This is a genomic window from Streptomyces sp. NPDC054770 (assembly GCF_053611985.1).
Window position 1 is genome coordinate 16,349 of the sequence record NZ_JBSHBL010000071.1, and the last position, 26,071, is coordinate 42,419.

Annotated in this window: 22 protein-coding genes; 19 read left to right on the forward strand and 3 right to left on the reverse strand. The window is 70.7% G+C overall.

From position 1 onward, the window contains the following. Nucleotides 1-156 precede the first annotated feature (156 nt). The 13 genes from ACWGKQ_RS40440 to nusB all read left to right on the forward strand — a co-directional run bounded on the left by ACWGKQ_RS40440 (nucleotide 157) and on the right by nusB (nucleotide 13,103). Nucleotides 157-597: a DUF948 domain-containing protein gene (locus tag ACWGKQ_RS40440; protein ID WP_453297060.1), complete on the forward strand. Its 441-nt coding sequence runs from the start codon at nucleotides 157-159 to the stop codon at nucleotides 595-597. A 12-nt stretch (nucleotides 598-609) separates the two neighbouring features. Continuing rightward, complete coding sequence (locus ACWGKQ_RS40445) at nucleotides 610-957, forward strand: hypothetical protein (RefSeq protein ID WP_453297061.1); 348 nt, start codon at nucleotides 610-612, stop codon at nucleotides 955-957. Next, a complete protein-coding gene (alaS, locus tag ACWGKQ_RS40450) occupies nucleotides 957-3,629 on the forward strand; it encodes an alanine--tRNA ligase (RefSeq protein WP_453297062.1) in 2,673 nt (890 codons plus the stop codon). Before ACWGKQ_RS40445 ends, alaS begins: the two co-directional genes overlap by 1 nt. 14 nt (nucleotides 3,630-3,643) lie before the next feature. After that, nucleotides 3,644-4,108 carry a Holliday junction resolvase RuvX gene (gene ruvX / locus ACWGKQ_RS40455; protein WP_453297063.1) on the forward strand — a complete coding sequence of 155 codons (465 nt, stop codon included), beginning with the start codon at nucleotides 3,644-3,646 and terminating at the stop codon, nucleotides 4,106-4,108. A 123-nt stretch (nucleotides 4,109-4,231) separates the two neighbouring features. After that, nucleotides 4,232-5,941, forward strand: a complete 1,710-nt coding sequence (gene mltG / locus ACWGKQ_RS40460; RefSeq protein ID WP_453297064.1) for an endolytic transglycosylase MltG — start codon at nucleotides 4,232-4,234, stop codon at nucleotides 5,939-5,941. Continuing rightward, complete coding sequence (locus tag ACWGKQ_RS40465; protein ID WP_453297065.1) at nucleotides 5,922-6,761, forward strand: shikimate dehydrogenase; 840 nt, start codon at nucleotides 5,922-5,924, stop codon at nucleotides 6,759-6,761. The genes mltG and ACWGKQ_RS40465 overlap by 20 nt, the downstream gene beginning before the upstream one ends. 197 nt (nucleotides 6,762-6,958) lie before the next feature. Then, complete coding sequence (gene aroC, locus ACWGKQ_RS40470) at nucleotides 6,959-8,143, forward strand: chorismate synthase (RefSeq protein ID WP_453297066.1); 1,185 nt, start codon at nucleotides 6,959-6,961, stop codon at nucleotides 8,141-8,143. Between the two features lie 32 nt (nucleotides 8,144-8,175). Continuing rightward, nucleotides 8,176-8,658 (forward strand): shikimate kinase, encoded by a 483-nt coding sequence (locus ACWGKQ_RS40475; protein WP_453297085.1) that lies wholly within the window; start codon nucleotides 8,176-8,178, stop codon nucleotides 8,656-8,658. Then, nucleotides 8,655-9,746, forward strand: coding sequence for a 3-dehydroquinate synthase (gene aroB / locus ACWGKQ_RS40480; protein WP_453297067.1), 1,092 nt, complete (start codon nucleotides 8,655-8,657; stop codon nucleotides 9,744-9,746). Before ACWGKQ_RS40475 ends, aroB begins: the two co-directional genes overlap by 4 nt. Before the next feature lie 142 nt (nucleotides 9,747-9,888). Further along, entirely contained in the window at nucleotides 9,889-10,707 is an 819-nt protein-coding gene (locus tag ACWGKQ_RS40485; RefSeq protein WP_453297068.1) for a Pro-rich N-terminal domain-containing protein, read from the forward strand. A gap of 233 nt (nucleotides 10,708-10,940) precedes the next feature. After that, nucleotides 10,941-12,047 (forward strand): aminopeptidase P family protein, encoded by a 1,107-nt coding sequence (locus tag ACWGKQ_RS40490; protein ID WP_453297069.1) that lies wholly within the window; start codon nucleotides 10,941-10,943, stop codon nucleotides 12,045-12,047. 52 nt (nucleotides 12,048-12,099) lie between these two features. Continuing rightward, nucleotides 12,100-12,666, forward strand: a complete 567-nt coding sequence (efp, locus tag ACWGKQ_RS40495) for an elongation factor P (RefSeq protein ID WP_189264622.1) — start codon at nucleotides 12,100-12,102, stop codon at nucleotides 12,664-12,666. 2 nt (nucleotides 12,667-12,668) lie between these two features. Continuing rightward, entirely contained in the window at nucleotides 12,669-13,103 is a 435-nt protein-coding gene (gene nusB / locus ACWGKQ_RS40500; protein WP_453297070.1) for a transcription antitermination factor NusB, read from the forward strand. A gap of 52 nt (nucleotides 13,104-13,155) precedes the next feature. Here the strand turns inward: nusB and ACWGKQ_RS40505 are convergent, their stop codons facing one another. The 3 genes from ACWGKQ_RS40505 to bldD form a co-directional block, all read right to left on the reverse strand. Continuing rightward, complete coding sequence (locus ACWGKQ_RS40505; RefSeq protein ID WP_453297071.1) at nucleotides 13,156-13,899, reverse strand: hypothetical protein; 744 nt, start codon at nucleotides 13,897-13,899, stop codon at nucleotides 13,156-13,158. Further along, nucleotides 13,899-17,006 (reverse strand): CHAT domain-containing protein, encoded by a 3,108-nt coding sequence (locus tag ACWGKQ_RS40510; protein WP_453297072.1) that lies wholly within the window; start codon nucleotides 17,004-17,006, stop codon nucleotides 13,899-13,901. Before ACWGKQ_RS40510 ends, ACWGKQ_RS40505 begins: the two co-directional genes overlap by 1 nt. Before the next feature lie 190 nt (nucleotides 17,007-17,196). Next, entirely contained in the window at nucleotides 17,197-17,700 is a 504-nt protein-coding gene (gene bldD / locus ACWGKQ_RS40515; RefSeq protein WP_014671524.1) for a transcriptional regulator BldD, read from the reverse strand. 252 nt (nucleotides 17,701-17,952) lie between these two features. On the opposite strand from bldD, the gene pyrR reads away from it, so the two are divergent. The 6 genes from pyrR to carB all read left to right on the forward strand — a co-directional run bounded on the left by pyrR (nucleotide 17,953) and on the right by carB (nucleotide 25,934). Beyond that, complete coding sequence (pyrR, locus tag ACWGKQ_RS40520; RefSeq protein ID WP_453297073.1) at nucleotides 17,953-18,552, forward strand: bifunctional pyr operon transcriptional regulator/uracil phosphoribosyltransferase PyrR; 600 nt, start codon at nucleotides 17,953-17,955, stop codon at nucleotides 18,550-18,552. 85 nt (nucleotides 18,553-18,637) lie between these two features. After that, nucleotides 18,638-19,618 (forward strand): aspartate carbamoyltransferase catalytic subunit, encoded by a 981-nt coding sequence (locus ACWGKQ_RS40525; RefSeq protein ID WP_046726572.1) that lies wholly within the window; start codon nucleotides 18,638-18,640, stop codon nucleotides 19,616-19,618. Between the two features lie 5 nt (nucleotides 19,619-19,623). Beyond that, nucleotides 19,624-20,910, forward strand: coding sequence for a dihydroorotase (locus ACWGKQ_RS40530; RefSeq protein WP_453297074.1), 1,287 nt, complete (start codon nucleotides 19,624-19,626; stop codon nucleotides 20,908-20,910). Further along, complete coding sequence (locus tag ACWGKQ_RS40535) at nucleotides 20,907-21,476, forward strand: PH-like domain-containing protein (protein ID WP_453297075.1); 570 nt, start codon at nucleotides 20,907-20,909, stop codon at nucleotides 21,474-21,476. The genes ACWGKQ_RS40530 and ACWGKQ_RS40535 overlap by 4 nt, the downstream gene beginning before the upstream one ends. Then, nucleotides 21,473-22,630: a glutamine-hydrolyzing carbamoyl-phosphate synthase small subunit gene (gene carA / locus ACWGKQ_RS40540; protein WP_453297076.1), complete on the forward strand. Its 1,158-nt coding sequence runs from the start codon at nucleotides 21,473-21,475 to the stop codon at nucleotides 22,628-22,630. The genes ACWGKQ_RS40535 and carA overlap by 4 nt, the downstream gene beginning before the upstream one ends. After that, nucleotides 22,623-25,934, forward strand: a complete 3,312-nt coding sequence (carB, locus tag ACWGKQ_RS40545) for a carbamoyl-phosphate synthase large subunit (RefSeq protein ID WP_453297077.1) — start codon at nucleotides 22,623-22,625, stop codon at nucleotides 25,932-25,934. The genes carA and carB overlap by 8 nt, the downstream gene beginning before the upstream one ends. The last annotated feature ends 137 nt before the right edge of the window (nucleotides 25,935-26,071 follow it).

Genomic DNA, 26,071 nt, shown 5'->3' on the forward strand with positions numbered 1-26,071 from the left:
GAGCGTACTTAACCGTGTTCGTTCCGTACAATCGCTTCCCGCAACTCCGCCGTCCGCGCGCGGTAATCCGGTACGGAGTCCCACCCCCGGCGCGATAGGCTCGGTGCAGACTTTTCGATGTTCAGGCACGTTGTTCAGGCACGAGACAGGGAGCGGGTGCGCGCGGTGTCCGGTGGAGAGGTGGCCGGGATCCTGGTGGCCGTCTTCTGGGCGATCCTGGTCTCCTTCCTCGCGGTGGCTCTCGTGAGGCTGGCCCAGACGCTCAGGGCGACCACCAAGCTCGTGTCGGACGTGACCGACCAGGCGGTCCCGCTGCTCGCCGACGCCTCCGCGGCCGTGCGCTCCGCGCAGACCCAGATCGACCGCGTCGACGCGATCGCGTCCGACGTCCAGGAGGTCACGTCCAACGCCTCCGCGCTGTCCACCACCGTCGCCTCCACCTTCGGCGGCCCGCTGGTCAAGGTCGCGGCCTTCGGCTACGGCGTGCGCCGGGCACTGGCAGGCCGCAAGGCGGACGTGCCCGTGAAGGAGCCCAGGCGTACGGTGATCGTGGGCCGGACGGTCCCGGCCGCACGGCGGAAGAACCGGGGAAAGTAGGAGCCAGGCCATATGTTCCGCCGTACCTTCTGGTTCACCACCGGTGTCGCCGCCGGTGTCTGGGCCACCACCAAGGTCAACCGCAAGCTGAAGCAGCTGACTCCCGAGAGCCTCGCCGCGACCGCCGCGAACAAGGCGCTGGAGACGGGCCACCGGATCAAGGACCGGGCGGTCGGCTTCGCGCTCGACGTCCGCGACAACATGGCCCAGCGGGAGGAAGAGCTGGGCGACGCGCTGGGCATCAACGCGGACCCCGAACTCCCCGCGCCCAGGCGGCTCGCCGCCATCGAGAACCGCAGCAACCCGAAGTACGCCGATGACAGGACGACGTACTCGTACAACCGGAATGAGGACCACTGATGGAGTCGGCTGAGATCCGCCGCCGCTGGCTGAGCTTCTTCGAGGAGCGCGGGCACACCGTCGTCCCTTCGGCGTCGCTCATCGCGGACGACCCGACTCTGCTCCTCGTCCCGGCTGGCATGGTGCCCTTCAAGCCCTACTTCCTGGGTGAGGTCAAGCCGCCCTTCGACCGTGCCACCAGCGTGCAGAAGTGCGTGCGCACCCCGGACATCGAAGAGGTCGGCAAGACCACCAGGCACGGCACGTTCTTCCAGATGTGCGGCAACTTCTCGTTCGGCGACTACTTCAAGGAAGGCGCCATCAAGTACGCCTGGGAGCTGCTCACCAGCCCCCAGGACAAGGGCGGTTACGGCCTGGAGCCGGAGCGGCTCTGGATCACCGTGTACAAGGACGACGACGAGGCCGAGCGCATCTGGCACGACGTCGTCGGCGTGCCGAAGGAGCGCATCCAGCGCCTCGGCATGAAGGACAACTACTGGTCCATGGGCGTCCCCGGCCCCTGCGGCCCCTGTTCCGAGATCAACTACGACCGCGGCCCCGAGTTCGGCGTCGAGGGCGGCCCCGCCGTCAACGACGAGCGGTACGTGGAGATCTGGAACCTGGTCTTCATGCAGTACGAACGCGGCGAGGGCATCGGCAAGGACAACTTCGAGATCCTCGGCGAACTGCCCAGCAAGAACATCGACACGGGCCTCGGCCTGGAGCGTCTCGCCATGATTCTGCAGGGCGTGCAGAACATGTACGAGATCGACACCTCCATGGCCGTCATCGAGAAGGCCACCGAGCTGACCGGCGTCCACTACGGCGACGCCCACGGCTCGGACGTCTCGCTGCGCGTCGTCACCGACCACATGCGTACGTCGGTCATGCTCATCGGCGACGGCGTGACCCCCGGCAACGAGGGCCGCGGCTATGTCCTGCGCCGCATCATGCGCCGCGCCATCCGCAACATGCGCCTGCTGGGCGCCACCGGCCCGGTCGTGCTCGACCTGATCGACACCGTGATCCGGATGATGGGGCAGCAGTACCCGGAACTGGTCACCGACCGCGAGCGGATCGAGAAGGTCGCCGTCGCCGAGGAGAACGCCTTCCTCAAGACGCTGAAGGCCGGCACCAACATCCTCGACACCGCCGTCACCGAGACCAAGGAGACCGGCGGCCAGATCCTCGCGGGCGACAAGGCGTTCCTGCTCCACGACACCTGGGGCTTCCCCATCGACCTCACCCTCGAAATGGCCGCCGAACAGGGCCTTTCGGTGGACGAGGAGGGCTTCCGCCGCCTGATGAAGGAGCAGCGGGACCGCGCCAAGGCCGACGCCCAGGCCAAGAAGACCGGGCACGCCGGTGCCGGCGCCTACCGTGAGATCGCCGACAAGACCGGCGAGACCGACTTCATCGGCTACTCGGACACCGAGGGCGAGACCACGATCGTCGGCATCCTGGTCGACGGCGTCTCCTCCCCGGCCGCCAGCGAGGGCGACGAGGTCGAGATCGTCCTGGACCGCACCCCGTTCTACGCCGAGGGCGGCGGCCAGATCGGCGACACCGGCCGGATCAGGGTCGACTCCGGTGCCGTCATCGAGATCCGCGACACCCAGAAGCCGGTCCCCGGCGTGTACGTGCACAAGGGCGTCGTCCAGGTCGGCGAGGTGACGGTGGGCGCCAAGGCCCACGCCTCGATCGACTCCCGGCGCCGGACCGCCATCGCCCGCGCCCACTCGGCCACCCACCTCACGCACCAGGCCCTGCGCGACGCGCTCGGCCCGACGGCCGCCCAGGCCGGTTCCGAGAACCAGCCCGGCCGCTTCCGCTTCGACTTCGGCTCGCCGTCCGCCGTGCCGACGGCCGTGATGACCGACGTCGAGCAGAAGATCAACGAGGTGCTCGCCCGCGACCTCGACGTGCGCGCCGACATCATGGGCATCGACGAGGCCAAGAAGCAGGGCGCCATCGCCGAGTTCGGCGAGAAGTACGGCGAGCGGGTCCGCGTGGTGACCATCGGCGACTTCTCCAAGGAGCTGTGCGGCGGCACCCACGTGCACAACACCTCCCAGCTGGGCCTGGTGAAGCTGCTCGGCGAGTCCTCGATCGGCTCGGGCGTGCGCCGTATCGAGGCCCTCGTCGGTGTCGACGCCTACAACTTCCTGGCCCGTGAGCACACGGTCGTCGCCCAGCTCCAGGAGCTGATCAAGGGCCGTCCGGAGGAGCTCCCGGAGAAGGTCTCCGCCATGCTCGGCAAGCTGAAGGACGCCGAGAAGGAGATCGAGAAGTTCCGAGCGGAGAAGGTGCTGCAGGCCGCCGGCGGTCTGGTCGACTCCGCGAAGGACGTCCGCGGGATCGCCGTGGTGACCGGGCAGGTCCCGGACGGCACGACCCCGGACGACCTGCGCAAGCTGGTCCTCGACGTGCGGGGCCGGATCCAGGGCGGACGCGCCGCCGTGGTCGCCCTGTTCACGGTCAACAACGGCAAGCCCCTCACGGTCATCGCCACCAACGACGCCGCCCGCGACCGCGGCCTGAAGGCCGGTGACCTGGTCCGCACCGCCGCCAAGACCCTCGGCGGCGGCGGTGGCGGCAAGCCGGACGTCGCCCAGGGCGGCGGCCAGAACCCGGCCGCCGTCGGCGACGCCATCGACGCGGTCGAGCGCCTCGTCGACGAGACCGCCAAGTAAGGAAACGGTCGGAGATGCGCAGAGGACGTCGGCTCGCGATCGACGTCGGGGACGCCCGGATCGGGGTCGCCTCGTGCGACCCCGACGGGATCCTCGCCACCCCGGTCGAGACCGTCCCCGGCCGGGACATCCCTGCGGCCCACCGCCGGCTGCGGCAACTGGTCGAGGAGTACGAGCCGATCGAGGTCGTCGTCGGGCTCCCGCGCTCCCTCCAGGGAGGCGAGGGCCCGGCCGCCGTCAAGGTGCGGGCCTTCGCCCAGGAGATCGCCAAGGGCATCAAACCGGTGCCGGTCCGGCTGGTCGACGAGCGGATGACGACCGTGACGGCCAGTCAGGGACTGCGCGCCTCAGGGGTCAAGTCCAAGAAGGGGCGCTCGGTCATCGACCAGGCCGCCGCTGTGATTATCCTCCAGCAGGCGTTGGAATCCGAACGGGTGTCAGGTAAACCACCCGGCGAGGGCGTCGAAGTAGTCATCTGATCGCGATACGGTAACGTTCCGCGCGATGCGATGGTTTTCGAACAGCCACCGCACAGCAAGAGGCGGAACGGTCAACCGGCCCACCAGCCGCGTGACGCGCCGCCTCGCGGCTCTAGGGGATCGATGACTGAGTATGGCCGGAGCCCAGGCTCCGAACCGTGGCATCCGGAGGACCCGTTGTACGGGGACGACGGATGGGAGGGACAGCAGGCCCACGTGGGTCAGCAGTCCCCCTACGGCGGTCAGCCGCAGCACTACCCGCAGCAGCCGCAGCAGCAGTACGGCGACTGGGGCCAGCAGCCGCAGGGCGGGTACGACCAGCAGCAGTACGCCTACTACGACGAGTATGGCCAACTCCAGTACGCCGACGGATACGGTCAGCAGCAGTACGGCCAGCAGTACGTCGGCCATGCCCCACCCCAGTACCAGCAGCAGGGCGGCTGGGACGCGACCGGCACCCACGGTCACGTTCCCTATGCCGCCGACCCGGGCGACCCCTACGGCCAGCAGCCGGTGGCCTACGGCACCGAGCAGCCCGACTTCTACGGCACCGAGGACGCCTACCCGCCGCCGGAGCCGCCCGGCCGCCGGCGCCCCGAGCCGGAACCGCAGCCGGAGCCCGCGGCCGAGGAGGAGGAAGAGCAGCACCCCTTCTTCACGGGCGCCGACGATGACGACGAAGACGATGACGATCCGAAAGGACGCCGCGGTGGTGGCCGCGGCAAGGAGGCAAAGGGCGGCAAGGGCACCAAGAAGCGCCGCAGCGGCTGCGCCTGCCTGGTGGTCTGCCTGGTCTTCGGCGGCGGCGCGGCAACCGTCGGCTACTTCGGCTGGCATTTCTACCAAAATCGTTTCGGCCCGGCCCCGGACTACGCGGGCAGCGGCTCCAGCGAGACCGTGACCGTCCAGATCCCCAAGGGCGCGGGCGGATACGAGATCGGCCAGCGGCTGAAGGAGGCCGGCGTCGTCAAGAGCGTCGACGCGTTCGTCCACGCGCAGACGCAGAATTCGAAGGGTGACACGATCCAGGCGGGCGCCTACACCCTCAAGAAGGAGATGTCCGCCGCGAGCTGTGTGCTGCTGATGCTCGACCCGAGCAGCCAGGCCAACGTGGTGGTCACCCCGGGTGAGCGCGCGGGGGCCGTATACGTGGCCCTCGACAAGAAACTCGGCCTTTCCGCCGGTACGTCGAAGAAGGTCGCCAAGGCCGAATACAAGAACCTCGGTCTGCCGAGCTACGCGAACACCAACAGCAAGATCATGGACCCTCTGGAGGGCTTCCTCTATCCGGGCAGCTATCCCGCGGCCAAGGGTATGAAGCCCGACGCGATCCTGAAACAGATGGTCGCGGCGGCCAAGGAGGAGTACGCCAACTACGACCTGGTGGCGCAGGCCAAGAAGTTCGACCTGGACAACCCGTTGCAGGTCATCACGGTCGCGAGCCTCGTCCAGGCCGAAGGAAAGACGCACGACGACTTCCGCAAGATGGCGGAAGTGGTCTACAACCGTCTCAAGCCGACGAACACCGAGACCAACCAGTTGCTGCAATTCGACTCGACCTTCAACTATCTGAAGGGCACCAGCAACATCCACATCAGCGAGTCGGAGATCAACAGCAACAGGGACGCGTACAACACGTATACGCAGAAGGGTCTTCCGCCCGGTCCGATCGGCAACCCCGGCGAGGACGCGGTGAAGGCCGCACTGAATCCGACCGACGACGGCTGGATGTATTTCGTGGCGACCGACGGCGTGAACAATACCGAATTCGCCAAGACCAACGCCGAATTCGAGAAGCTCAAGGAAAAATTCAATGCCAACTCGGGCAACTGATGCCCGCCGGGCCGCCGTGCTCGGTAAGCCCATCGCCCACTCCCTCTCCCCGGTGCTGCACCGGGCCGCGTACGACGAACTCGGGCTCACCGACTGGTCGTACGGGCGCTTCGAGGTCGACGAGGCCGGACTGCCCGGTTTCCTCTCGGAGCTGGGGCCTGAGTGGGCGGGGCTGTCACTGACCATGCCGCTGAAGCGGGCGGTCATACCGCTGCTCGACGAGATCAGCGAGACGGCCGCCTCGGTGGACGCGGTCAACACCGTCGTCTTCAAGGAGGGCGGTCGCCGGATCGGGGACAACACCGACATCCCCGGCATGGTCGCCGCGCTCCGCGAGCACGGCATCGAACAGGTCGACTCCGCCGCCATCCTGGGCGCCGGCGCCACCGCCTCCTCCGCGCTGGCCGCACTCTCCCGGATCTGCACCGGCGAGGTCGTCGCCTACGTCCGCAGCGAGGAGCGCGCCGCCGAGATGCGGCACTGGGGCGAGCGGCTCGACGTCGAGGTCCGCACCGCAGACTGGGCCGACGCCGAGCAGGCCCTGCACGCTCCGCTGGTGATCGCCACCACCCCCGCCGGCACCACCGACGCCCTCGCCACCGCCGTGCCCGAACGCCCCACCACCCTCTTCGACGTCCTCTACCACCCCTGGCCCACCGCCCTGGCCGCCCACTGGTCCATGTTCGGGGGCGCCGTGGTCAGTGGCCTCGACCTGCTGGTGCACCAGGCCGTGCTCCAGGTCGAGCAGATGACCGGGCGCACCCCGGCCCCGCTGGACGCCATGCGCCGGGCCGGGGAGAAGGCGCTCGCCGAGCGCTGAGGGCCGGTCAGCCGTTACGGAACGGAGGCCGCCCTGACAAATCCGCGTCCGTCTGCTGGACCGGGGACCGGGTCCGGCGCCCGGACGTGGGAGGATCGGACATGGCGGACCGGAGCCCGCGCACCCGGTCGGCGTCGCCGTACGCGAGGACGCGTGTACGCAGGGCAGTACCAGGGCGCGAGCACTGAGGAGCATCGTTGAGCAGGCTGCGTTGGCTGACCGCGGGGGAGTCCCATGGTCCGGCTCTTGTGGCGACGCTGGAGGGCCTTCCCGCCGGCGTGCCGATCACGACCGAGATGGTCGCCGACCACCTGGCGCGGCGGCGGCTGGGTTATGGCCGCGGTGCGCGTATGAAGTTCGAGCGTGACGAGGTCACCTTCCTCGGCGGTGTCCGGCACGGTCTCACCCTCGGCTCTCCGGTCGCGATCATGGTGGGCAACTCCGAGTGGCCCAAGTGGGAGCAGGTCATGGCGGCCGACCCGGTCGACCCGGAGATCCTCGCCGGCCTCGCCCGCAACGCGCCGCTGACCCGGCCGCGTCCCGGCCACGCCGACCTCGCCGGCATGCAGAAGTACGGCTTCGACGAGGCCCGGCCGGTCCTGGAGCGGGCCTCCGCCCGGGAGACCGCGGCCCGGGTGGCGCTCGGTGCCGTCGCCCGGTCGTACCTGAAGGAGACGGCGGGCATCGAGATCGTCTCGCACGTCGTCGAGCTGTGCTCGGTGAAGGCCCCGGCCGGCGTCTACCCCACCCCGGCCGACGTCGAGAAGCTGGACGCCGACCCGCTGCGCTGCCTGGACGCCGACGCGTCCAAGGCGATGGTCGCGGAGGTCGACCAGGCCCACAAGGACGGCGACACCCTCGGCGGTGTGGTCGAGGTGGTCGCGTACGGCGTACCGGTCGGCCTCGGCTCCCACGTCCACTGGGACCGCAAGCTGGACGCCCGGCTCGCCGGGGCCCTGATGGGCATCCAGGCGATCAAGGGCGTCGAGATCGGCGACGGCTTCGAGCTGGCCCGGGTGCCCGGCTCCAAGGCCCACGACGAGATCGTGAACACGCCCGAGGGCATCCGCCGGGTCTCCGGCCGGGCCGGCGGCACCGAGGGCGGTCTGTCCACCGGTGAGCTGCTCCGGGTCCGGGCCGCGATGAAGCCGATCGCGACCGTGCCGCGCGCCCTGCAGACCGTCGACGTCGCCACCGGCGAGGCCACCCAGGCCCATCACCAGCGCTCCGACGTCTCGGCCGTGCCGGCCGCCGGCATCGTCGCCGAGGCGATGGTCGCGCTCGTCCTCGCGGACGCGGTCGCGGAGAAGTTCGGCGGCGACTCGGTCGCCGAGACCAGCCGGAACGTGCGGTCGTACCTCGACCACCTGGCGATCCGGTGACCGGCACGCCGAGGGTGGTGCTGGTCGGGCCGATGGGGGTGGGCAAGTCCACGGTCGGGCAGCTGCTCGCCGAGCGGCTCGGCGTCGGCTACCGGGACACCGACGAGGACATCGTCGCCGCCGAGGACCGCACGATCGCGGACATCTTCGTGGCCGAGGGCGAGCCGGCGTTCCGGGCGATCGAGAAGCGGGCGGTGCGGGTGGCGCTGGACGAGCACGAGGGGGTCCTCGCGCTCGGCGGGGGCGCGATCCTCGACGCGGAGACCCGCGGCCTGCTCGCCGGCCGGCAGGTGGTCTACCTCTCGATGGATGTCGAGGAGGCCGTCAAGCGCACCGGGCTGAACGCGGCCCGGCCGCTGCTCGCCATCAACCCGCGCAAGCAGTGGCGCGAGCTGATGGAGGCGCGCCGGCACCTGTACGAGGAGGTCGCCACGGCCGTCGTGGCGACCGACGACCGTACCCCCGAAGAGGTCACCCAAGCAGCCCTGGATGCACTGGAGTTGAAGGAAGCATGAGCGAGGCAGTCACCCGGATCCAGGTCGGCGGCACGGCGGGCACCGAGCCGTACGAGGTCCTGGTGGGCCGGCAACTCCTCGGCGAGCTGGGCGGGTTGATCGGCGAGAAGGCCAAGCGGGTCGCCGTCGTGCACCCCGAGGCGCTCGCCGAGACCGGCGACGCGCTCCGCGCCGACCTGGCCGGGCAGGGCTACGAGGCCGTCGCCATCCAGGTGCCGAACGCGGAGGAGGCCAAGACCGCCGAGGTCGCCGCCTACTGCTGGAAGGCGCTCGGCCAGTCCGGCTTCACCCGCTCCGACGTCGTCGTCGGCGTCGGCGGCGGCGCGACCACGGACCTGGCCGGCTTCGTGGCCGCCACCTGGCTGCGCGGGGTCCGCTGGATCGCCATCCCGACCACCGTCCTCGCCATGGTGGACGCGGCGGTCGGCGGCAAGACCGGCGTCAACACGGCCGAGGGCAAGAACCTGGTGGGGGCCTTCCACCCGCCGGCCGGAGTCCTCTGCGACCTCGCGGCGCTCGACTCCCTCTCGGTCAACGACTACGTCTCCGGGCTCGCCGAGGTCATCAAGGCCGGCTTCATCGCCGACCCGGTGATCCTGGAGCTCATCGAGTCCGATCCCGAGGCCGCCCGCACCCCGGCGGGCCCGCACACGGCCGAGCTGATCGAGCGCTCCATCCGGGTCAAGGCCGAGGTCGTCTCCTCCGACCTCAAGGAATCTGGCCTGCGCGAGATCCTGAACTACGGCCACACGCTCGGCCACGCCATCGAGAAGAACGAGCGCTACAAGTGGCGGCACGGCGCCGCGGTCGCGGTCGGCATGCACTTCGCCGCCGAACTGGGCCGGCTGGCCGGCCGCCTGGACGATGCGACGGCCGACCGCCACCGCACGATCCTGGAGTCCGTCGGCCTCCCGCTGCACTACCGCTACGACCAGTGGCCCAAGCTGGTCGAGACGATGAAGGTCGACAAGAAGTCCCGCGGCGACCTGCTCCGCTTCATCGTCCTGGACGGCCTGGCCAAGCCGACGGTCCTGGAGGGCCCGGACCCGGCCGTGCTGCTCGCCGCGTACGGCGAGGTCGGGCAGTAGGTCCGCCGCTGTTCCTTCCGCCCGATCCACCTCGCGGGACGGGCACTTCGGACCGCCCCCGGCCGTTTCACCAAAGGACGACCGGGGGCGGTACCGTTCGGTAACGAGCGCGGCCGAACATGACGAGACGGAGTGGCACCGGATGCAGCACGCAGTGGGATCTCCGCTGCCGCCGCCCCATCAGCCGGGGCAGGGACCGACCGGCTGGCAGCCGGCCGCACACCATCCGGGAGCACCGCACGGTCCCGCGCCCGTGCCACCCCCACCGCCGCAGCCGCCGGTTCCCCCGCCTCCCTCCTCTCCGCCGCCGCCCGACACCACGGGCCACGTCCCGCTGCCGCCGGGCGCCCCGGTGGGCATCCCGACCGCGCCCCCGGCCGCGACCACCGCGCCCGACCCGACCACCACCACCCTGGCGGTCCTGCTCATCGGGCCGGCCGGCGCGGGCAAGACCAGCGTGGCCAAGTACTGGGCCGACCACCGCCGGGTCCCCACCGCCCACATCAGCCTCGACGACGTCCGCGAGTGGGTCCGTTCGGGCTTCGCCGACCCCCAGTCCGGCTGGAACGAGCACTCCGAGGCCCAGTACCGCCTGGCCCGCCGCACCTGCGGCTTCGCCGCCCGCAACTTCCTGGCCAACGGCATCTCGTGCATCCTCGACGACGCGGTCTTCCCGGACCGCCCGGTCGTCGGCCTCGGCGGCTGGAAGCGGCACGTCGGCCCCGGCCTCCTCCCGGTCGTCCTCCTCCCCGGCCTCGACATCGTCCTGGAACGCAACGCCGAACGCATCGGCAACCGCCGCCTCACCGACGAGGAGGTGGCCCGCATCCACGGCCGCATGGCGGGCTGGTACGGCTCGGGCCTCCCCATCATCGACAACTCCCAACTGGACATCCCCACCACAGCCCGAGTCCTGGACGACGTCCTGGCAAGAGCGATAGCCAGCCCCCCGAACTGGTAAATGGGGGTACTGCACCCACGTTCTTGGGGGCGCGGGGCTGTGCCGATTTGCGGCTCCGCCGCGCGGGCGCGAAACACCCCCACCGGCCCGCAGCCGCACGACAGCCTGTCTGTTCAGGGGCGCGGGGAACTGCGCAACAAGTCCCACGAACCCGCACCCGGCAACGCCGCCCCACCACCCCACTCGGCCCCTCTCAACCGGCACAAAACGCCCACCCCTCCTACGCTCGACTCATGTCAGACGTGTACGCGGCCCGCCGAACCAGGCTGAGGGAACGCTGCCACGCGGCCGGCAGCCAGTCCGCCGTCATCTCGCACCCGGCCAACGTGAGATACCTCGCCGGCGCCGCACCCAACGGCTCCGTCCTGCTCCTCGGCAAACGCGAGGACCTCCTCGTCTGCCCCGGCCCGCCCGACGACCGCTCCGGCGAGGCCCGCCCCGACGAGTCCCTGCGGCCGCACCCCCTGGAAGGCCCCGGCGGTGACCCCGCCGTCGCCGCCGCCGACCTCGCCGCCGCCCAGGGCGCCGACATCCTCGCCGTCGAGGAGCACCACCTCACCGTGGCCCGGCACCGCGCCCTCGCCTCCGTCGCCCCGGGCCTCCGCCTGAGCGACCTGGGCAGTGCCGTCGAGCAGCTCCGGGTCGTCAAGGACGAGGAGGAGATCTCCTGCCTCCGCATCGGCGCCGAGATCGCCGACCAGGCCCTCGGCGAGCTGCTGGAGTCGATCCTCGTCGGCCGTACCGAACGGCACCTCGCCCTGGAACTGGAGCGCCGCCTGGTCGACCACGGCGCCGACGGCGCGGCCTTCCCCACCTCCGTGGCCACCGGCCCGAACTCCGGCCGCCGCGGCCACCGCCCCACCGATCGACGGGTCGAGGAGGGCGACTTCCTCTCCGTCTGCCTCGGCGCCACCTACCGCGGCTACCGCTGCGAGATCGGCCGTACCTTCGTCATCGGCACCTCGCCCGCCGACTGGCAGATCGAGCTCTACGACCTCGTCTTCGCTGCCCAGCGGGCCGGCCGGGAGAGCCTCGTGCCCGGCGCCGCCCACCGCGACGTCGACCGCGCAGCCCGCCAGGTACTGGACTCCGCGGGGTATGCGGAAGGCCTCCAGCCCCTCACCGGACACGGTGTCGGACTCGAAATCGACGAGGACCCGCAGCTCGCCCCTTCAGCCATGGGTAAACTGGACGCTTGCGTGCCGGTCACCGTCGAACCGGGGGTCCACCTCCCGGGCCGGGGCGGCGTCCGGATCGATGACACGCTCGTCGTGCGCCCCGAGGCGGACGGCGGACCCGAGCTACTCACCATCACGACCAAGGAGCTGCTCGCACTCTAGGCAAGGTGCGCGCCCCGGGGTCGTCCACGTCAGTCCAGGAGATTCCGCAACCGTGGCTTCCACGAACGACCTCAAGAACGGCCTGGTGCTCAAGCTCGAAGGCGGCCAGCTCTGGTCCGTCGTCGAGTTCCAGCACGTCAAGCCCGGCAAGGGCCCCGCTTTCGTGCGCACCAAGCTCAAGAACGTGCTGTCCGGCAAGGTGGTCGACAAGACCTTCAACGCCGGCGTCAAGGTCGAGACGGCCACTGTCGACAAGCGCGACATGCAGTTCTCGTACATGGACGGCGAGTACTTCGTCTTCATGGACATGGAGACCTACGACCAGCTGCACATCGACCGGAAGGCCGTCGGCGACGCCGCGAACTTCCTGATCGAGGGCTTCACCGCCACCGTCGCGCAGCACGAGGGCGAGGTGCTCTTCGTCGAGCTGCCGGCCGCCGTCGAGCTGGTCATCGCCGAGACCGAGCCGGGTGTCCAGGGCGACCGCTCCACCGGTGGCACCAAGCCCGCCACCCTGGAGACCGGTCACCAGATCCAGGTCCCGCTCTTCATCACCACCGGTGAGAAGATCAAGGTCGACACCCGCACGAGCGACTACCTCGGCCGGGTGAACAGCTAACCGTGGCTGCCCGCAACACGGCCCGCAAGCGTGCCTTCCAGATCCTCTTCGAGGGCGACCAGCGCGGGGCAGACGTCCTGACCGTCCTCGCGGACTGGATCCGGCTGTCCCGGGACGACACCCGGCAGCCGCCGGTGAGCGAGTACACGATGCAGCTGGTCGAGGGCTACGCCGAGCACGTCACCCGCATCGACGAGCTGATCGCGCAGTACGCGGTCGGCTGGACGCTGGACCGGATGCCGGTCGTCGACCGCAACATCCTGCGCCTGGGCGCGTACGAACTGATCTGGGTCGACGAGACGCCGGACGCCGTCGTCCTCGACGAGATGGTGCAGCTCGCCAAGGAGTTCTCGACGGACGAGTCACCCTCGTTCGTGAACGGACTGCTGGGGCGTCTGAAGGAGCTGAAGCCGTCGCTGCGCCGCGAGGGGGCCTGACCCTTTCCGCGCCGTTGCAGGGCCCGTGGATCCGTCCACGGGCCCTTCGCGTCTACTGACCGGCCCCCTGGGGCAGCGCCCCGGCCGCCGGGCCGCCGGGCAGCGTACGGGGGGCGCGTGCCGCCAGATCGATCGTGTGCAGGCGCGGCGGCAGCTCCGCCCGGCTGCGCAGGATCTTCCACTTCCGCAGCGAGGCCGCCACGACGACCTCGGCGACCACGGGAACGCCGGCCGGTACGCACACCACCAGCGCGAGCAGCGTGTCCCCGGCGAGCGGATGCCCCGGCTGCTCCTGGAACTGCCACTCGGGGTTGTCGCCACCGAGGCCGTACGCGGTGATGTACCGCTCCTGCCTCGGGCCCTCCGCCGCGTACTCCACGGACGGTTCCGCCACACCGAGCGGCACGGACAGCGCGATCCGGAAGCTGCTGCTGCCGTTCGTCACGCTCGCCGTGTCGGGGGACAGGGCCAGCGCGACGGGCGGCCTCGGGCTGTCGGGCGCCTTGAGCATGATCCCGATGTTCGCGTCCTTGAACGGCGCGGAATCGCCGCCGGGGTCCGGCCGGAACGCGCAGCCGAACGCCAGCAGGAAGTAGTCGTCGTCGGGTGAGGACGCCGACAGCAGGGCCGGATTCACCCCCAGTTCGTACAGCTGCTCAAGAGTGAGCCGGGTGACGTACGGCTCGGTGACGGTCAGCCGTCGGCGGATGCGCTCCTCGGTGGTGTTTCCCTGGAGGGTGGCGGGAACGACCAGATCGACGTCGTACGTGGTGAGCGGCGGCAGTTCGAGGGGCATCAGAGGTTCCTCCGGTCGGGGTGGAGCCAGCCGCCGTGGTAGGCGAAGGCGCCCCAGTCGCGGTACTGGGGGAAGCGGGCGCGGGTGGCCGTCTGGGCCTCGCGGAACGCGCGCAGGGTGTCCTGGTGGTCCGCGAGACGCGTGTACAGCTCGCCGAAGAAGCAGGTGGCCGTGTCGGTGCGGACCGGCCACAGACAGCCGACCACCGCCCGCGCCCCGGCCAGCAGGAAGGCGGTGGGCAGCCCTCGCGGGTTGTCGGCGAGGTCGAACCGGCCGAGCGCCGATTCACAGGCGGCGAGGGTGACCAGGTCCACGCCCCGCAGGTCGTGGGCGAGCACCTCGTGCCCGAACAGCCGCCCGTCCCCGCCGCCCGCGGGCGGATTGAGATACAGGCACTGGAACCAGGAGGCGTCCTGGCTGTGCGCGCCGTGCGCGGCGACATGGATGTAGCGGGCGCCTTCGGCACGGCTGAGGAACGACACCGGGGTGGCGTCGGGGCCGACCAGGGTGACCCCGTCGGCGACCGCGGCCACCGCCGCCGCGTGCTCGTCCAGGACCGGCTCCGCGCGCAGCCCCCAGGGTGTGCCGCCCAGTGCCGCGCCCAGCGACACCAGTCCGGTACCCGAGCGCGGTGCGGGGTCCCGGGGCCCGGTGACACAGACCGGGCTCGGCACGGTGGTCACGGTCCAGTCGTCCGCCAGCGGCCGCCCCGCCCGCCGCAGGAGCGGGAAGGGCAGGTAGTGGAAGGGGCCGTGGGCCCAGAAGCAGAGGTGACGCCTGCCCCCGGCGTGCAGGCGGGTCAGCACGTCGTCCAGCCCGCCGAAGAAGGAGCCGAAGTCCAGTTCCTCCTCGCCGATCCGGGTGACCTCCCGGTGCAGGGGGTCCGCGCGGGCGACCGAGCGGGCCGTGGCCACCTCGTACGCGAAGGGATGCATGGTCTGCCGATAGCCGTCCTTGCTCACCTGCATCACCCCGCCGGGCATCCCGGCGAACGGCTGCACCCGGATGTCCTGGATGCCCTCCGAGGTGACCGTGATCAGATGCAGCGCGGCGGCGGGCTGACCGTCCGGTCCGGCCGGCTCCATGGCGCGCGGTTGCTGGGCGATCCACAGCGAGATCAGCACGGTCTCGTCGGGCAGGGCGGCGACGACGTCGTCCAGGTCCGGGTACGCGGAGGGGGTCTCCGTCGGGTTCGGCAGGTACAGACTGCGGGAGAGCTGGCGGTCGAAGGACCGCCGCAGGTTGCCGAGCCGCTCGTGCTCGTTGTCGCCGGCCGCGTGTTCCTGGGAGCCCGCGTAGCTGAGCATCTCCAGATCCTCGCCGACGTCGCCCAGCCGCGGGGGCGGGGCTTCGCCGAGTCGGTTCTCCAACTCCTCGACGCGGTCCCGGAGTTCCACCAGTACCTGGAACGGGCGCCGCGGACCGGGGGCCTCCAGCGCGCGCGAGAAGTCGAGCCCCTTGGCGGCCGCGTGGAGCATCAGCACCGCGGCCCCCGACTGCCGGCCCTCGGTGGTACGGCTGCCGAGCTTCTGGGTCGCCGCGATCAGAGCGAAGGCGGTGGGCTCTTCGAGGCCCGCCTCCAGCCGCGGAGCGACTCCCATCCGCAGCAGCACGGCCGCGCGGGTCACCTCGTCCGGGCCGCCCGCGTCGGTGCAGTCGACCATCAGCTCCATCTCACGCAGGACCTGGTTGTGCAAGCCGAGGACGGAGTAGTGGCGGGCGGCGAGCGCGTGCCGGTCGATCGCCTGCGACAGCTCCCCGGCCCGCAGGTGCTCGGCGGCCGCCGTGGCGGAGGCACTGCCCAGCAGGCACCGGACGGCGCGCGCGACCTCGGGTCCCGCGTCCGGCAGATAGTCGGGCAGCCCGTCCAGCAGGGCGCAGGCGGCGCGGGCGGCGCCGCTCTGGTGCAGATGGGTCGCCAGGTGCAGGAGGGTCGCGGTCCCGTGATGCTGTGGCGTGACGGTTTCACCGAACGCGCGCTTGATCTCCGCCTCGGTGTCCTCGGTGGGGCAGGGCGTCGGGTCGCCGGGCAGCACGTGGAGCCGGCTCTGCCACACCTCCCACAGCCCCTCCCGGTCCCGGGGCTCGGGCAGCTCGGCGTGGACGGCGGCCAGCAGTTCCCGCAGCAGATCGCGGCGGCCGGTCTCCCGCAGCAACGGCAGGGCCTGGTGCATCACTCCCCAGGTCTCCCGTTCGCCCCGCAGCCGCACCAGCTCGGGCAGCGGCATCGGCAGCAGCTCCTGGAGCGTGTCCGGGGCGGGCCGGCCGTCGTAGGTGGCGAGAATCCGTCGCAGCCGGACCGCGTTCACCGGGTCCCGAGCCGGGTCGATCAGGGCCGCGGCGCTGCGGCTGTTCGCCAGCCAGGAATCCATCAGCCAGTTCCCGGCCTCGGAGTCGTTCATGAGCAGGGCCAACGCCTCGTTCACGGCGTTCAGGCAGCGGGCCCGCTGATGCCCGCTGCTCAGGCCGGCCGCGCCGTAGAGGTAGGGCAGCGCTTCCAGCGCGGCGTCCACCGGATGCGGCAGGGCGTCGAGGGAGTCGGGGGAGTCGGGGTCCAGGCCGACGGAGTCGGCACCGAACAGACGGCCGCGCAACTGGCCGCGGAGCTGCCGGTCCCGGATGGCTACGGCGTCGTCCAGCACGGGCCCCGCGATGTGCGGATGGACCCGCAGGATGCCCGCCGCGTACATGGTCTCGGCCAGCTCGTCCAGCTCGCGTGCCTGCCGGAGGGTCTCCAGCTGCTCGTCGGCGACCGCGCAGGCAAGGCGCAGCCGGCTGCCGCTCGGGCGTTCCACCAGGTCGAGCCGTACGGCCTCCACGAGCAGGTCGGCGGCCTGCCACCACGGGGAGGACATGCCCCGGCCCCAGCGCTCCTCGGACAGCGCCATGAGCAGCCGGGCCACCAGATAGGCGGTGGACGGGATTCCGGCCCGGACATGGTGCAGACCGAACCCGACCAGAAGGCGCGCCCGCTCCTCGTCCACCGGCCATTCGGCGGACCGTATCTGCTGATCCGCGGCGTCCTCACCGAGATGGCCCGCGTGGACGTCCCGCACCAGACCGATCAAGGCGTCCAGCACCTCGTCCCGTTCGTCACTCACCGACATGAGTACCCCCCCACTCCGTCATCGGCGCAGCTCGCAGGATCGTGGCACAGACGGGGGGCACGGGGTGGGGGATTCGCGGGGACGGACCATCGGTCACTGCGCGGTCGAGACCGCCGCAGCAACGCCACAGGGGCGGAGCCCCTCGGCTCCGCCCCTGGTAGTGACGTTTCTGCGCAGTATGTCCGGTGGCTCAGGCCTCTTCGTGGGTGGCCACCGCGCGGCGGGCGTCCGCGTCCAGGACGCCCCAGCTGATCAGCTGCTCGGTGAGGACGGAGGGGGACTGGTCGTAGATGACGGCCAGTGTGCGCAGGTCGTCCTGGCGGATCGACAGCACCTTGCCGTTGTAGTCACCGCGCTGGGACTGGATCGTCGCTGCGTAGCGCTGGAGCGGGCCCGCCTTCTCGGCCGGCACGGTGGCCAGCCGCTCCAGGTCGAGGACCAGCTTCGGCGGGGGCTCGGCGGCACCGCCCGGGGTCGTGCCAGGCAGCAGCTCCTGCACCGGAACCCCGTAGAAATCCGCCAACTCTGCAAGGCGCTGTACGGTCACGGCACGGTCGCCGCGCTCGTACGAACCGACCACCACGGCCTTCCAGCGACCCTGGGACTTCTCCTCGACACCGTGGAGGGAAAGGCCCTGCTGGGTGCGGATGGCCCGGAGCTTGGCCCCGAGCTGTTTGGCGTATTCGCTGGACATATAGCTCCCCGGACACTGTGTCGACGCGGCCGGCCTTTGTCCCGCCGCGCGGCTGGTAACTCACTGTGAGGTTACGCAGCGTTACTCTGCTGCGTCAAGCCGAATGGTCCGCACCGACTCTTCCGTGGTAGCGACGACCCATTGCGCCAGGGGGGTGATCAGGGGCCTCTCCGCCACCTGCTACCGTGGATGGCGCAAATCCGACGTCCTTTAAAGTCCGTCCCGTGAGGCGGAGAAGGGGGTCCGTTTCGTATGGACAAGCAGGAAAAGCTGGACCAGCAGGAAAGGTCTGACGCCGCGGCGCAGGCCTCCGATGCGCGGCCCGTTCTGGAGGGCCCGGACATCGCGCGGGTGCTGACCCGCATCGCCCACGAGATCGTCGAGCGCGCCAAGGGCGCGGACGACGTGGTACTCCTCGGCATCCCGACCCGCGGCGTCTTCCTCGCCCAGCGGCTCGCCGCCAAGCTGGAGCAGATCACCGACCGCAGGACGCCCGTCGGTTCGCTCGACATCACCATGTACCGCGACGACCTGCGCATGCACCCGCCGCGGGCGCTGGCCCGCACCGAGATCCCCGGTGACGGCATCGACGGCAGGCTGGTGATCCTCGTCGACGACGTGCTCTTCTCCGGTCGCACCATCCGCGCCGCCCTCGACGCCCTGAACGACATCGGGCGCCCCCGCGCGGTCCAGCTCGCGGTGCTCGTCGACCGCGGGCACCGCGAACTGCCCATCCGCGCCGACTACGTCGGCAAGAACCTCCCCACGTCGCTGCGGGAGACGGTCAAGGTCCTGCTCGCCGAGGAGGACGGTCGCGACACCGTGCTGCTCGGCGCGAAGCCGGCCTCGTAGCAGGCCGAGGGGCCCGCACCGCCCAGGTGCGCCCACGCCTGCCCGCAATCTCCCGATATGTGAACTGCCTTACGGAGCCTGACAGATGCAGCGTCATCTCATCTCGGCCGCCGACCTCACCCGCGACGACGCCGTCCTGATCCTCGACACCGCCGAGGAGATGGCCCGGGTCGCCGACCGGCCGATCAAGAAGCTGCCGACCCTGCGCGGCCGCACCGTCGTCAACCTCTTCTTCGAGGACTCGACCCGGACCCGGATCTCCTTCGAGGCCGCCGAGAAGCGCCTCTCCGCCGACGTCATCAACTTCACCGCCAAGGGGTCCAGCGTCTCCAAGGGCGAGTCCCTGAAGGACACCGCCCAGACCCTGGAGGCGATGGGCGTCGACGCCGTCGTCATCCGGCACGGCGCCTCCGGAGCGCCCTACCGCCTCGCCAACTCCGGCTGGATCGACGCCGCCGTCATCAACGCCGGCGACGGCACCCACCAGCACCCCACCCAGGCCCTCCTGGACGCCTTCACCATGCGCCGCCGCCTGGTCGGCCGGGACGCCGGGATAGGGCAGGACCTGGCCGGCAAGCGCATCACCCTGGTCGGCGACGTCCTGCACAGCCGCGTCGCCCGCTCCAACGTCGACCTGCTGCACACCCTCGGCGCCGAGGTCACCCTGGTCGCCCCGCCCACCCTGGTGCCGGTCGGCGTCGAGCGGTGGCCCTGCGAGGTGTCGTACGACCTGGACGCCGTGCTGCCCAAGTCCGACGCGGTGATGATGCTGCGCGTGCAGCGCGAGCGCATGAACGCCGCGTTCTTCCCGACCGAGCGCGAGTACTCGCGGCGCTACGGCCTCGACGGCGAGCGCATGGCGAAGATGCCAGAGCACGCCATCGTGATGCACCCCGGGCCGATGGTCCGCGGCATGGAGATCACCGCCGAGGTCGCCGACTCCGAGCGCTGCACCGTAGTCGAGCAGGTCGCAAACGGAGTCTCCATCCGGATGGCCGTTCTGTACCTCCTGCTCGGCGGCAACGAACCCGCCGTCAGCCACGCCCGTACCACCGAGGAGAAGTAAGACCCATGAGCAAGATCCTGATCCGTGGTGCGAGGGTGCTCGGCGGTGAGCCGCAGGACGTCCTGATCGACGGCGAGACGATCGAGGCGGTGGGTTCCGGTCTGTCCGCCGAGGGCGCAGAGGTCGTGGAGGCCGCCGGCAAGGTGCTGCTGCCGGGCCTGGTCGACCTGCACACCCATCTGCGCGAGCCGGGCCGCGAGGACTCCGAGACCGTCCTCACCGGCACCCGCGCGGCGGCGAGCGGCGGCTACACGGCCGTCTTCGCCATGGCCAACACCTTCCCGGTCGCCGACACCGCCGGCGTGGTCGAGCAGGTCTACCGGCTCGGCCAGGAGCACGGCTACTGCGACGTGCAGCCCATCGGCGCGGTCACGGTCGGCCTGGAGGGCAGGAAGCTCGCCGAGCTGGGCGCCATGCACGAGTCGGCCGCCGGGGTCACGGTCTTCTCCGACGACGGCAAGTGCGTGGACGACGCCGTGATCATGCGCCGCGCCCTGGAGTACGTGAAGGCCTTCGGCGGGGTCGTCGCCCAGCACGCCCAGGAGCCCCGGCTGACCGAGGGCGCCCAGATGAACGAGGGCGTCGTCTCGGCAGAGCTCGGGCTGGGCGGCTGGCCCGCGGTGGCCGAGGAATCGATCATCGCCCGGGACGTCCTGCTCGCCGAGCACGTCGGCTCCCGCGTCCACATCTGCCACCTCTCCACCGCCGGCTCCGTCGAGATCGTGCGCTGGGCCAAGTCCCGGGGCATCGACGTCACCGCCGAGGTCACCCCGCACCACCTGCTCCTCACCGACGAGCTTGTGCGGTCGTACAACCCGGTCTACAAGGTCAACCCGCCGCTGCGCACCGAGCGGGACGTGCTAGCGCTGCGCGAGGCCCTCGCCGACGGCACGATCGACATCGTCGCCACCGACCACGCCCCGCACCCGCACGAGGACAAGGACTGCGAGTGGGCCGCCGCCGCCATGGGGATGGTGGGCCTGGAGACCGCGCTGTCGGTGGTCCAGGAGACCATGGTGGACACGGGCCTGCTGACCTGGGCCGGCGTCGCCGACCGGATGTCCGTCAAGCCCGCGCGGATCGGACAGGCCGCCGGTCACGGCCGTCCCGTCTCGGCAGGTGAGCCCGCCAACCTCACGCTCGTCGACACGGAATACCGTGGCGAGGTGGACCCCGCGGGCTTCGCCTCGCGCAGCCGCAACACCCCGTACGAGGGACGCGAGCTGCCGGGCCGTGTCACCCACACGTGGCTGCGGGGCAAGGCGACGCTCGTGGACGGGAAGCTGACGTGACACCTCTGATCCTGCTGGCCGACGAGAAGAAGTCGGCCGCGGTCACCGACTGGTCCGCCCGCATCGGCTGGCTGGTCGGCCTCGCCCTCTTCGTCGCGCTCGTCTACTGGCTGATGCGTGAGGGCTGGAAGTGGCGCGGCACCCTCCAGGGCGACCTGCCGGAGCTCCCCACCGCGCCGGACGACCTCGGCGAGGCCAGACTGACGATGAGCGGCCGCTACCACGGCTCCACCACCGCCGGGCAGTGGCTGGACCGCATCGTGGCCCGCGGCCTCGGCTCCCGCAGCCGGGTCGAGCTCACCCTGACCGACGCGGGCCTGGACGTCGTACGCCCCGGCGCGACCGACTTCTTCATCCCCGCCGACGCGCTCCGCGAGGCCCTGCTCGGCAAGGGCATCGCGGGCAAGGTCCTCACCGAGGGCGGACTCCTCGTGGTGACCTGGGCGCACGGCGACAAGCTGATCGACTCCGGTTTCCGCTCCGACCACGCGGCCGAGCACACCGAGTGGGTCGACGCCATCAACTCCATGATCAAGACACCCAGCACGGAAGGCGCCGAACGATGACGACCTCCACAAGGGGAGCCGACAAGGTTCCCGCCGTACTCGTCCTGGAGGACGGCCGGATCTTCCGCGGCCGCGCCTACGGGGCCGTGGGGGAGACCTTCGGCGAGGCCGTGTTCTCCACCGGTATGACCGGCTACCAGGAGACCCTGACCGACCCGTCGTACGACCGCCAGATCGTGGTTGCCACCGCCCCCCAGATCGGCAACACGGGGTGGAACGACGAGGACGACGAGTCCAGCCGCATCTGGGTCTCCGGCTACGTCGTGCGCGACCCCGCGCGCGTGCCCTCCAACTGGCGCGCCAAGCGCTCCCTGGACGACGAGCTGGTCGCGCAGGGCGTGGTCGGCATCTCCGGGATCGACACCCGCGCCCTCACCCGGCACCTGCGCGAGCGCGGCTCGATGCGCGCCGGCGTCTTCTCCGGCGAGGCGATCGCCGCCGACGCCGAGCTCGTCGCGCGCGTGCAGGCCCAGCCGCACATGAAGGGCGCCTCGCTGTACGAGGAGGTCGCCACCAAGGAGGCGTACGTCGTCCCGGCGGTCGGGGAGAAGCGATTCACCGTCGCCGCCATCGACCTCGGCATCAAGGGCATGACCCCGCAGCGGATGGCCGAGCGCGGCATCGAGGTGCACGTGCTGCCCGCCACCGCCACCGAGGACGACGTGTACGCCGTCTCCCCGGACGGCGTGTTCTTCTCCAACGGCCCCGGCGACCCGGCCACGGCCGACGGCCCGGTGGCCCTGATGACCGCCGTGCTGGCGCGGAGGACCCCGCTCTTCGGCATCTGCTTCGGCAACCAGATCCTCGGCCGCGCGCTCGGCTTCGGCACCTACAAGCTGAAGTACGGCCACCGGGGCATCAACCAGCCGGTCCAGGACCGTACGACCGGCAAGGTCGAGGTCACCGCGCACAACCACGGGTTCGCCGTGGACGCGCCGGTCGACAAGGTCAGCGAGACGAGGTTCGGCCGTGTCGAGGTCTCCCATGTCTGCCTGAACGACGGCGTCGTGGAGGGGCTGCAGCTGCTCGACCAGCCGGCCTTCTCCGTCCAGTACCACCCCGAAGCGGCAGCCGGCCCGCACGATGCCGCCTACCTGTTCGACCGCTTCACGTCTTTGATGAGTACAGTCCCGATGGAGGGCCAGCGTGCCTAAGCGCACCGATATCCAGTCCGTCCTGGTCATCGGCTCCGGCCCGATCGTCATCGGCCAGGCCGCCGAGTTCGACTACTCCGGCACCCAGGCCTGCCGCGTCCTGCGCGCCGAGGGCCTCAGGGTCGTCCTGGTCAACTCCAACCCGGCGACGATCATGACCGACCCGGAGATCGCCGACGCCACGTACGTCGAGCCGATCACGCCCGAGTTCGTCGAGAAGATCATCGCCAAGGAGCGCCCCGACGCCCTGCTGCCCACCCTGGGCGGCCAGACGGCCCTGAACACCGCCATCTCGCTCGACGAGAACGGCGTCCTGGCCAAGTACGGCGTCGAGCTCATCGGCGCCAACGTGGAAGCCATCAACAAGGGCGAGGACCGCGACCTCTTCAAGGAGGTCGTGGAGGAGGTCCGCCGCAAGATCGGCCACGGCGAGTCGGCCCGCTCCGTCATCTGCCACACCATGGACGAGGTCATCGCCGGCGTCGAGCAGCTCGGCGGCGGCTACCCGGTCGTCGTCCGCCCCTCCTTCACCATGGGCGGCGCCGGCTCCGGTTTCGCCCACGACGAGGAGGAGCTGCGCCGGATCGCCGGCCAGGGCCTCACGCTCTCCCCGACCACCGAGGTGCTCCTGGAGGAGTCCATCCTCGGCTGGAAGGAGTACGAGCTGGAGCTGATGCGCGACAAGCACGACAACGTCGTGGTCGTCTGCTCCATCGAGAACTTCGACCCCATGGGCGTGCACACCGGCGACTCGATCACCGTCGCGCCTGCGATGACGCTGACCGACCGCGAGTACCAGATCCTCCGCGACATCGGCATCGCCGTGATCCGCGAGGTCGGTGTCGACACGGGCGGCTGCAACATCCAGTTCGCGGTCAACCCCGAGGACGGCCGGGTCATCGTCATCGAGATGAACCCGCGCGTGTCGCGGTCCTCCGCGCTCGCCTCCAAGGCGACCGGCTTCCCGATCGCGAAGATCGCGGCGAAGCTTGCCGTCGGCTACACCCTGGACGAGATCCCCAACGACATCACGCAGGAGACCCCGGCCTCCTTCGAGCCCACGCTCGACTATGTGGTCGTCAAGGCCCCGCGCTTCGCGTTCGAGAAGTTCCCGCAGGCCGACTCCACGCTGACCACCACCATGAAGTCGGTCGGCGAGGCGATGGCCATCGGCCGCAACTTCCCCGAGGCCTTCCAGAAGGCGCTGCGCTCGCTGGAGAAGAAGGGCAGCCAGTTCACCTTCGTCGGCGAGCCCGGCGACAAGGCAGCGCTGCTGCACGAGGCGGTACGGCCCACCGACGGCCGGATCAACACCGTCATGCAGGCCATCCGCGCGGGCGCCACGCCCGAGGAGGTCTTCGAGTACACGAAGATCGACCCGTGGTTCGTGGACCAGCTCTTCCTGATCAAGGAGATCGCCGACGAACTGGCCGAGGCGCCGGAGCTGAGCGCCGAGCTGATCGTCGACGCCAAGCGGCACGGCTTCTCCGACCAGCAGATCGCCGAGATCCGCGGCCTGCGCGAGGACGTCGTCCGCGAGGTCCGGCACGCGCTGGGAGTGCGCCCGGTCTACAAGACGGTCGACACCTGCGCCGCCGAGTTCGCCGCGAAGACGCCGTACTTCTACTCCTCCTACGACGAGGAGACCGAGGTCGCGCGGCGCGAGAAGCCGGCCGTCATCATCCTGGGCTCCGGTCCCAACCGCATCGGCCAGGGCATCGAGTTCGACTACTCGTGCGTGCACGCGTCCTTCGCACTGAGCGACGCGGGCTACGAGACGGTGATGGTCAACTGCAACCCCGAGACCGTCTCCACCGACTACGACACCTCCGACCGCCTCTACTTCGAGCCGCTGACGCTGGAGGACGTGCTGGAGATCGTGCACGCCGAGCAGCAGGCCGGTCCGGTCGCCGGCGTGGTCGTGCAGCTGGGCGGCCAGACCCCGCTGGGCCTGGCGCAGGCGCTGAAGGACAACGGCGTGCCGATCGTGGGCACCTCCCCGGAGGCCATCCACGCGGCCGAGGACCGGGGCGCCTTCGGGCGGGTGCTCGCGGAGGCGGGCCTGCCGGCTCCCAAGCACGGCACCGCGACCACGTTCGCCGAGGCCAAGGCCATCGCCGACGAGATCGGCTACCCGGTGCTCGTCCGGCCGTCGTACGTGCTCGGCGGCCGCGGCATGGAGATCGTCTACGACGAGACCCGCCTCGCCACCTACATTGCCGAGTCCACCGAGATCAGCCCCTCCCGGCCGGTGCTCGTCGACCGGTTCCTGGACGACGCGATCGAGATCGACGTCGACGCGCTGTACGACGGCGAGGAGCTCTACCTCGGCGGCGTCATGGAGCACATCGAGGAGGCCGGCATCCACTCCGGCGACTCGGCCTGCGCCCTGCCCCCGATCACGCTGGGCGGCTTCGACATCAAGCGGCTGCGGGCCTCGACCGAGGCCATCGCCAAGGGTGTCGGTGTCCGCGGCCTGATCAACATCCAGTTCGCCATGGCCGGCGACATCCTCTACGTGCTGGAGGCCAACCCGCGCGCGTCCCGTACGGTTCCCTTCACCTCGAAGGCGACCGCGGTGCCGCTGGCCAAGGCCGCCGCCCGGATCTCGCTGGGCGCGACCGTCGCCGAACTGCGCGCCGAGGGGCTGCTGCCGGCCCACGGGGACGGCGGCGAGCTGCCGTTCGACGCGCCGATCTCCGTCAAGGAGGCGGTCATGCCGTGGTCGCGGTTCCGCGACATCCAGGGACGGGGCGTCGACACGGTGCTCGGCCCGGAGATGCGCTCCACCGGCGAGGTCATGGGCATCGACTCCGTCTTCGGCACGGCGTACGCCAAGTCGCAGGCCGGGGCGTACGGGCCGCTGCCCACCAAGGGCCGCGCGTTCATCTCCGTCGCCAACCGCGACAAGCGCTCCATGATCTTCCCGGCGCGCGAGCTGGTCGCCCACGGCTTCGAGCTGCTGGCCACCTCCGGCACGGCCGAGGTGCTCAAGCGCAACGGGATCAACGCGACGGTTGTGCGCAAGCAGTCCGACGGTGTCGGGCCGAACGGCGAGCGGACGATCGTCCAGCTCATCCACGACGGCGAGGTCGACCTCATCGTCAACACGCCGTACGGCACCGGGGGTCGCCTGGACGGGTACGAGATCCGGACGGCCGCGGTGGCCCGCTCGGTGCCGTGTCTGACGACCGTGCAGGCGCTGGCGGCGGCTGTGCAGGGGATCGACGCGCTGAACCACGGGGATGTGGGCGTGCGGTCGCTCCAGGAGCATGCGCAGACGTTGACGGCCGCGAGGGACTGAGAGGCCGTGGTTCGGCTGCGGGCCGGTTGTGGCTGGTCGCGCCCACGCGGCGGAGCCGCACATTGATTACTGCCCCGCGCCCCTGACGGGGCGCGTTGCCCAGCTGTTGATGAGGGGGGCACCGGACGTCGGTGTCC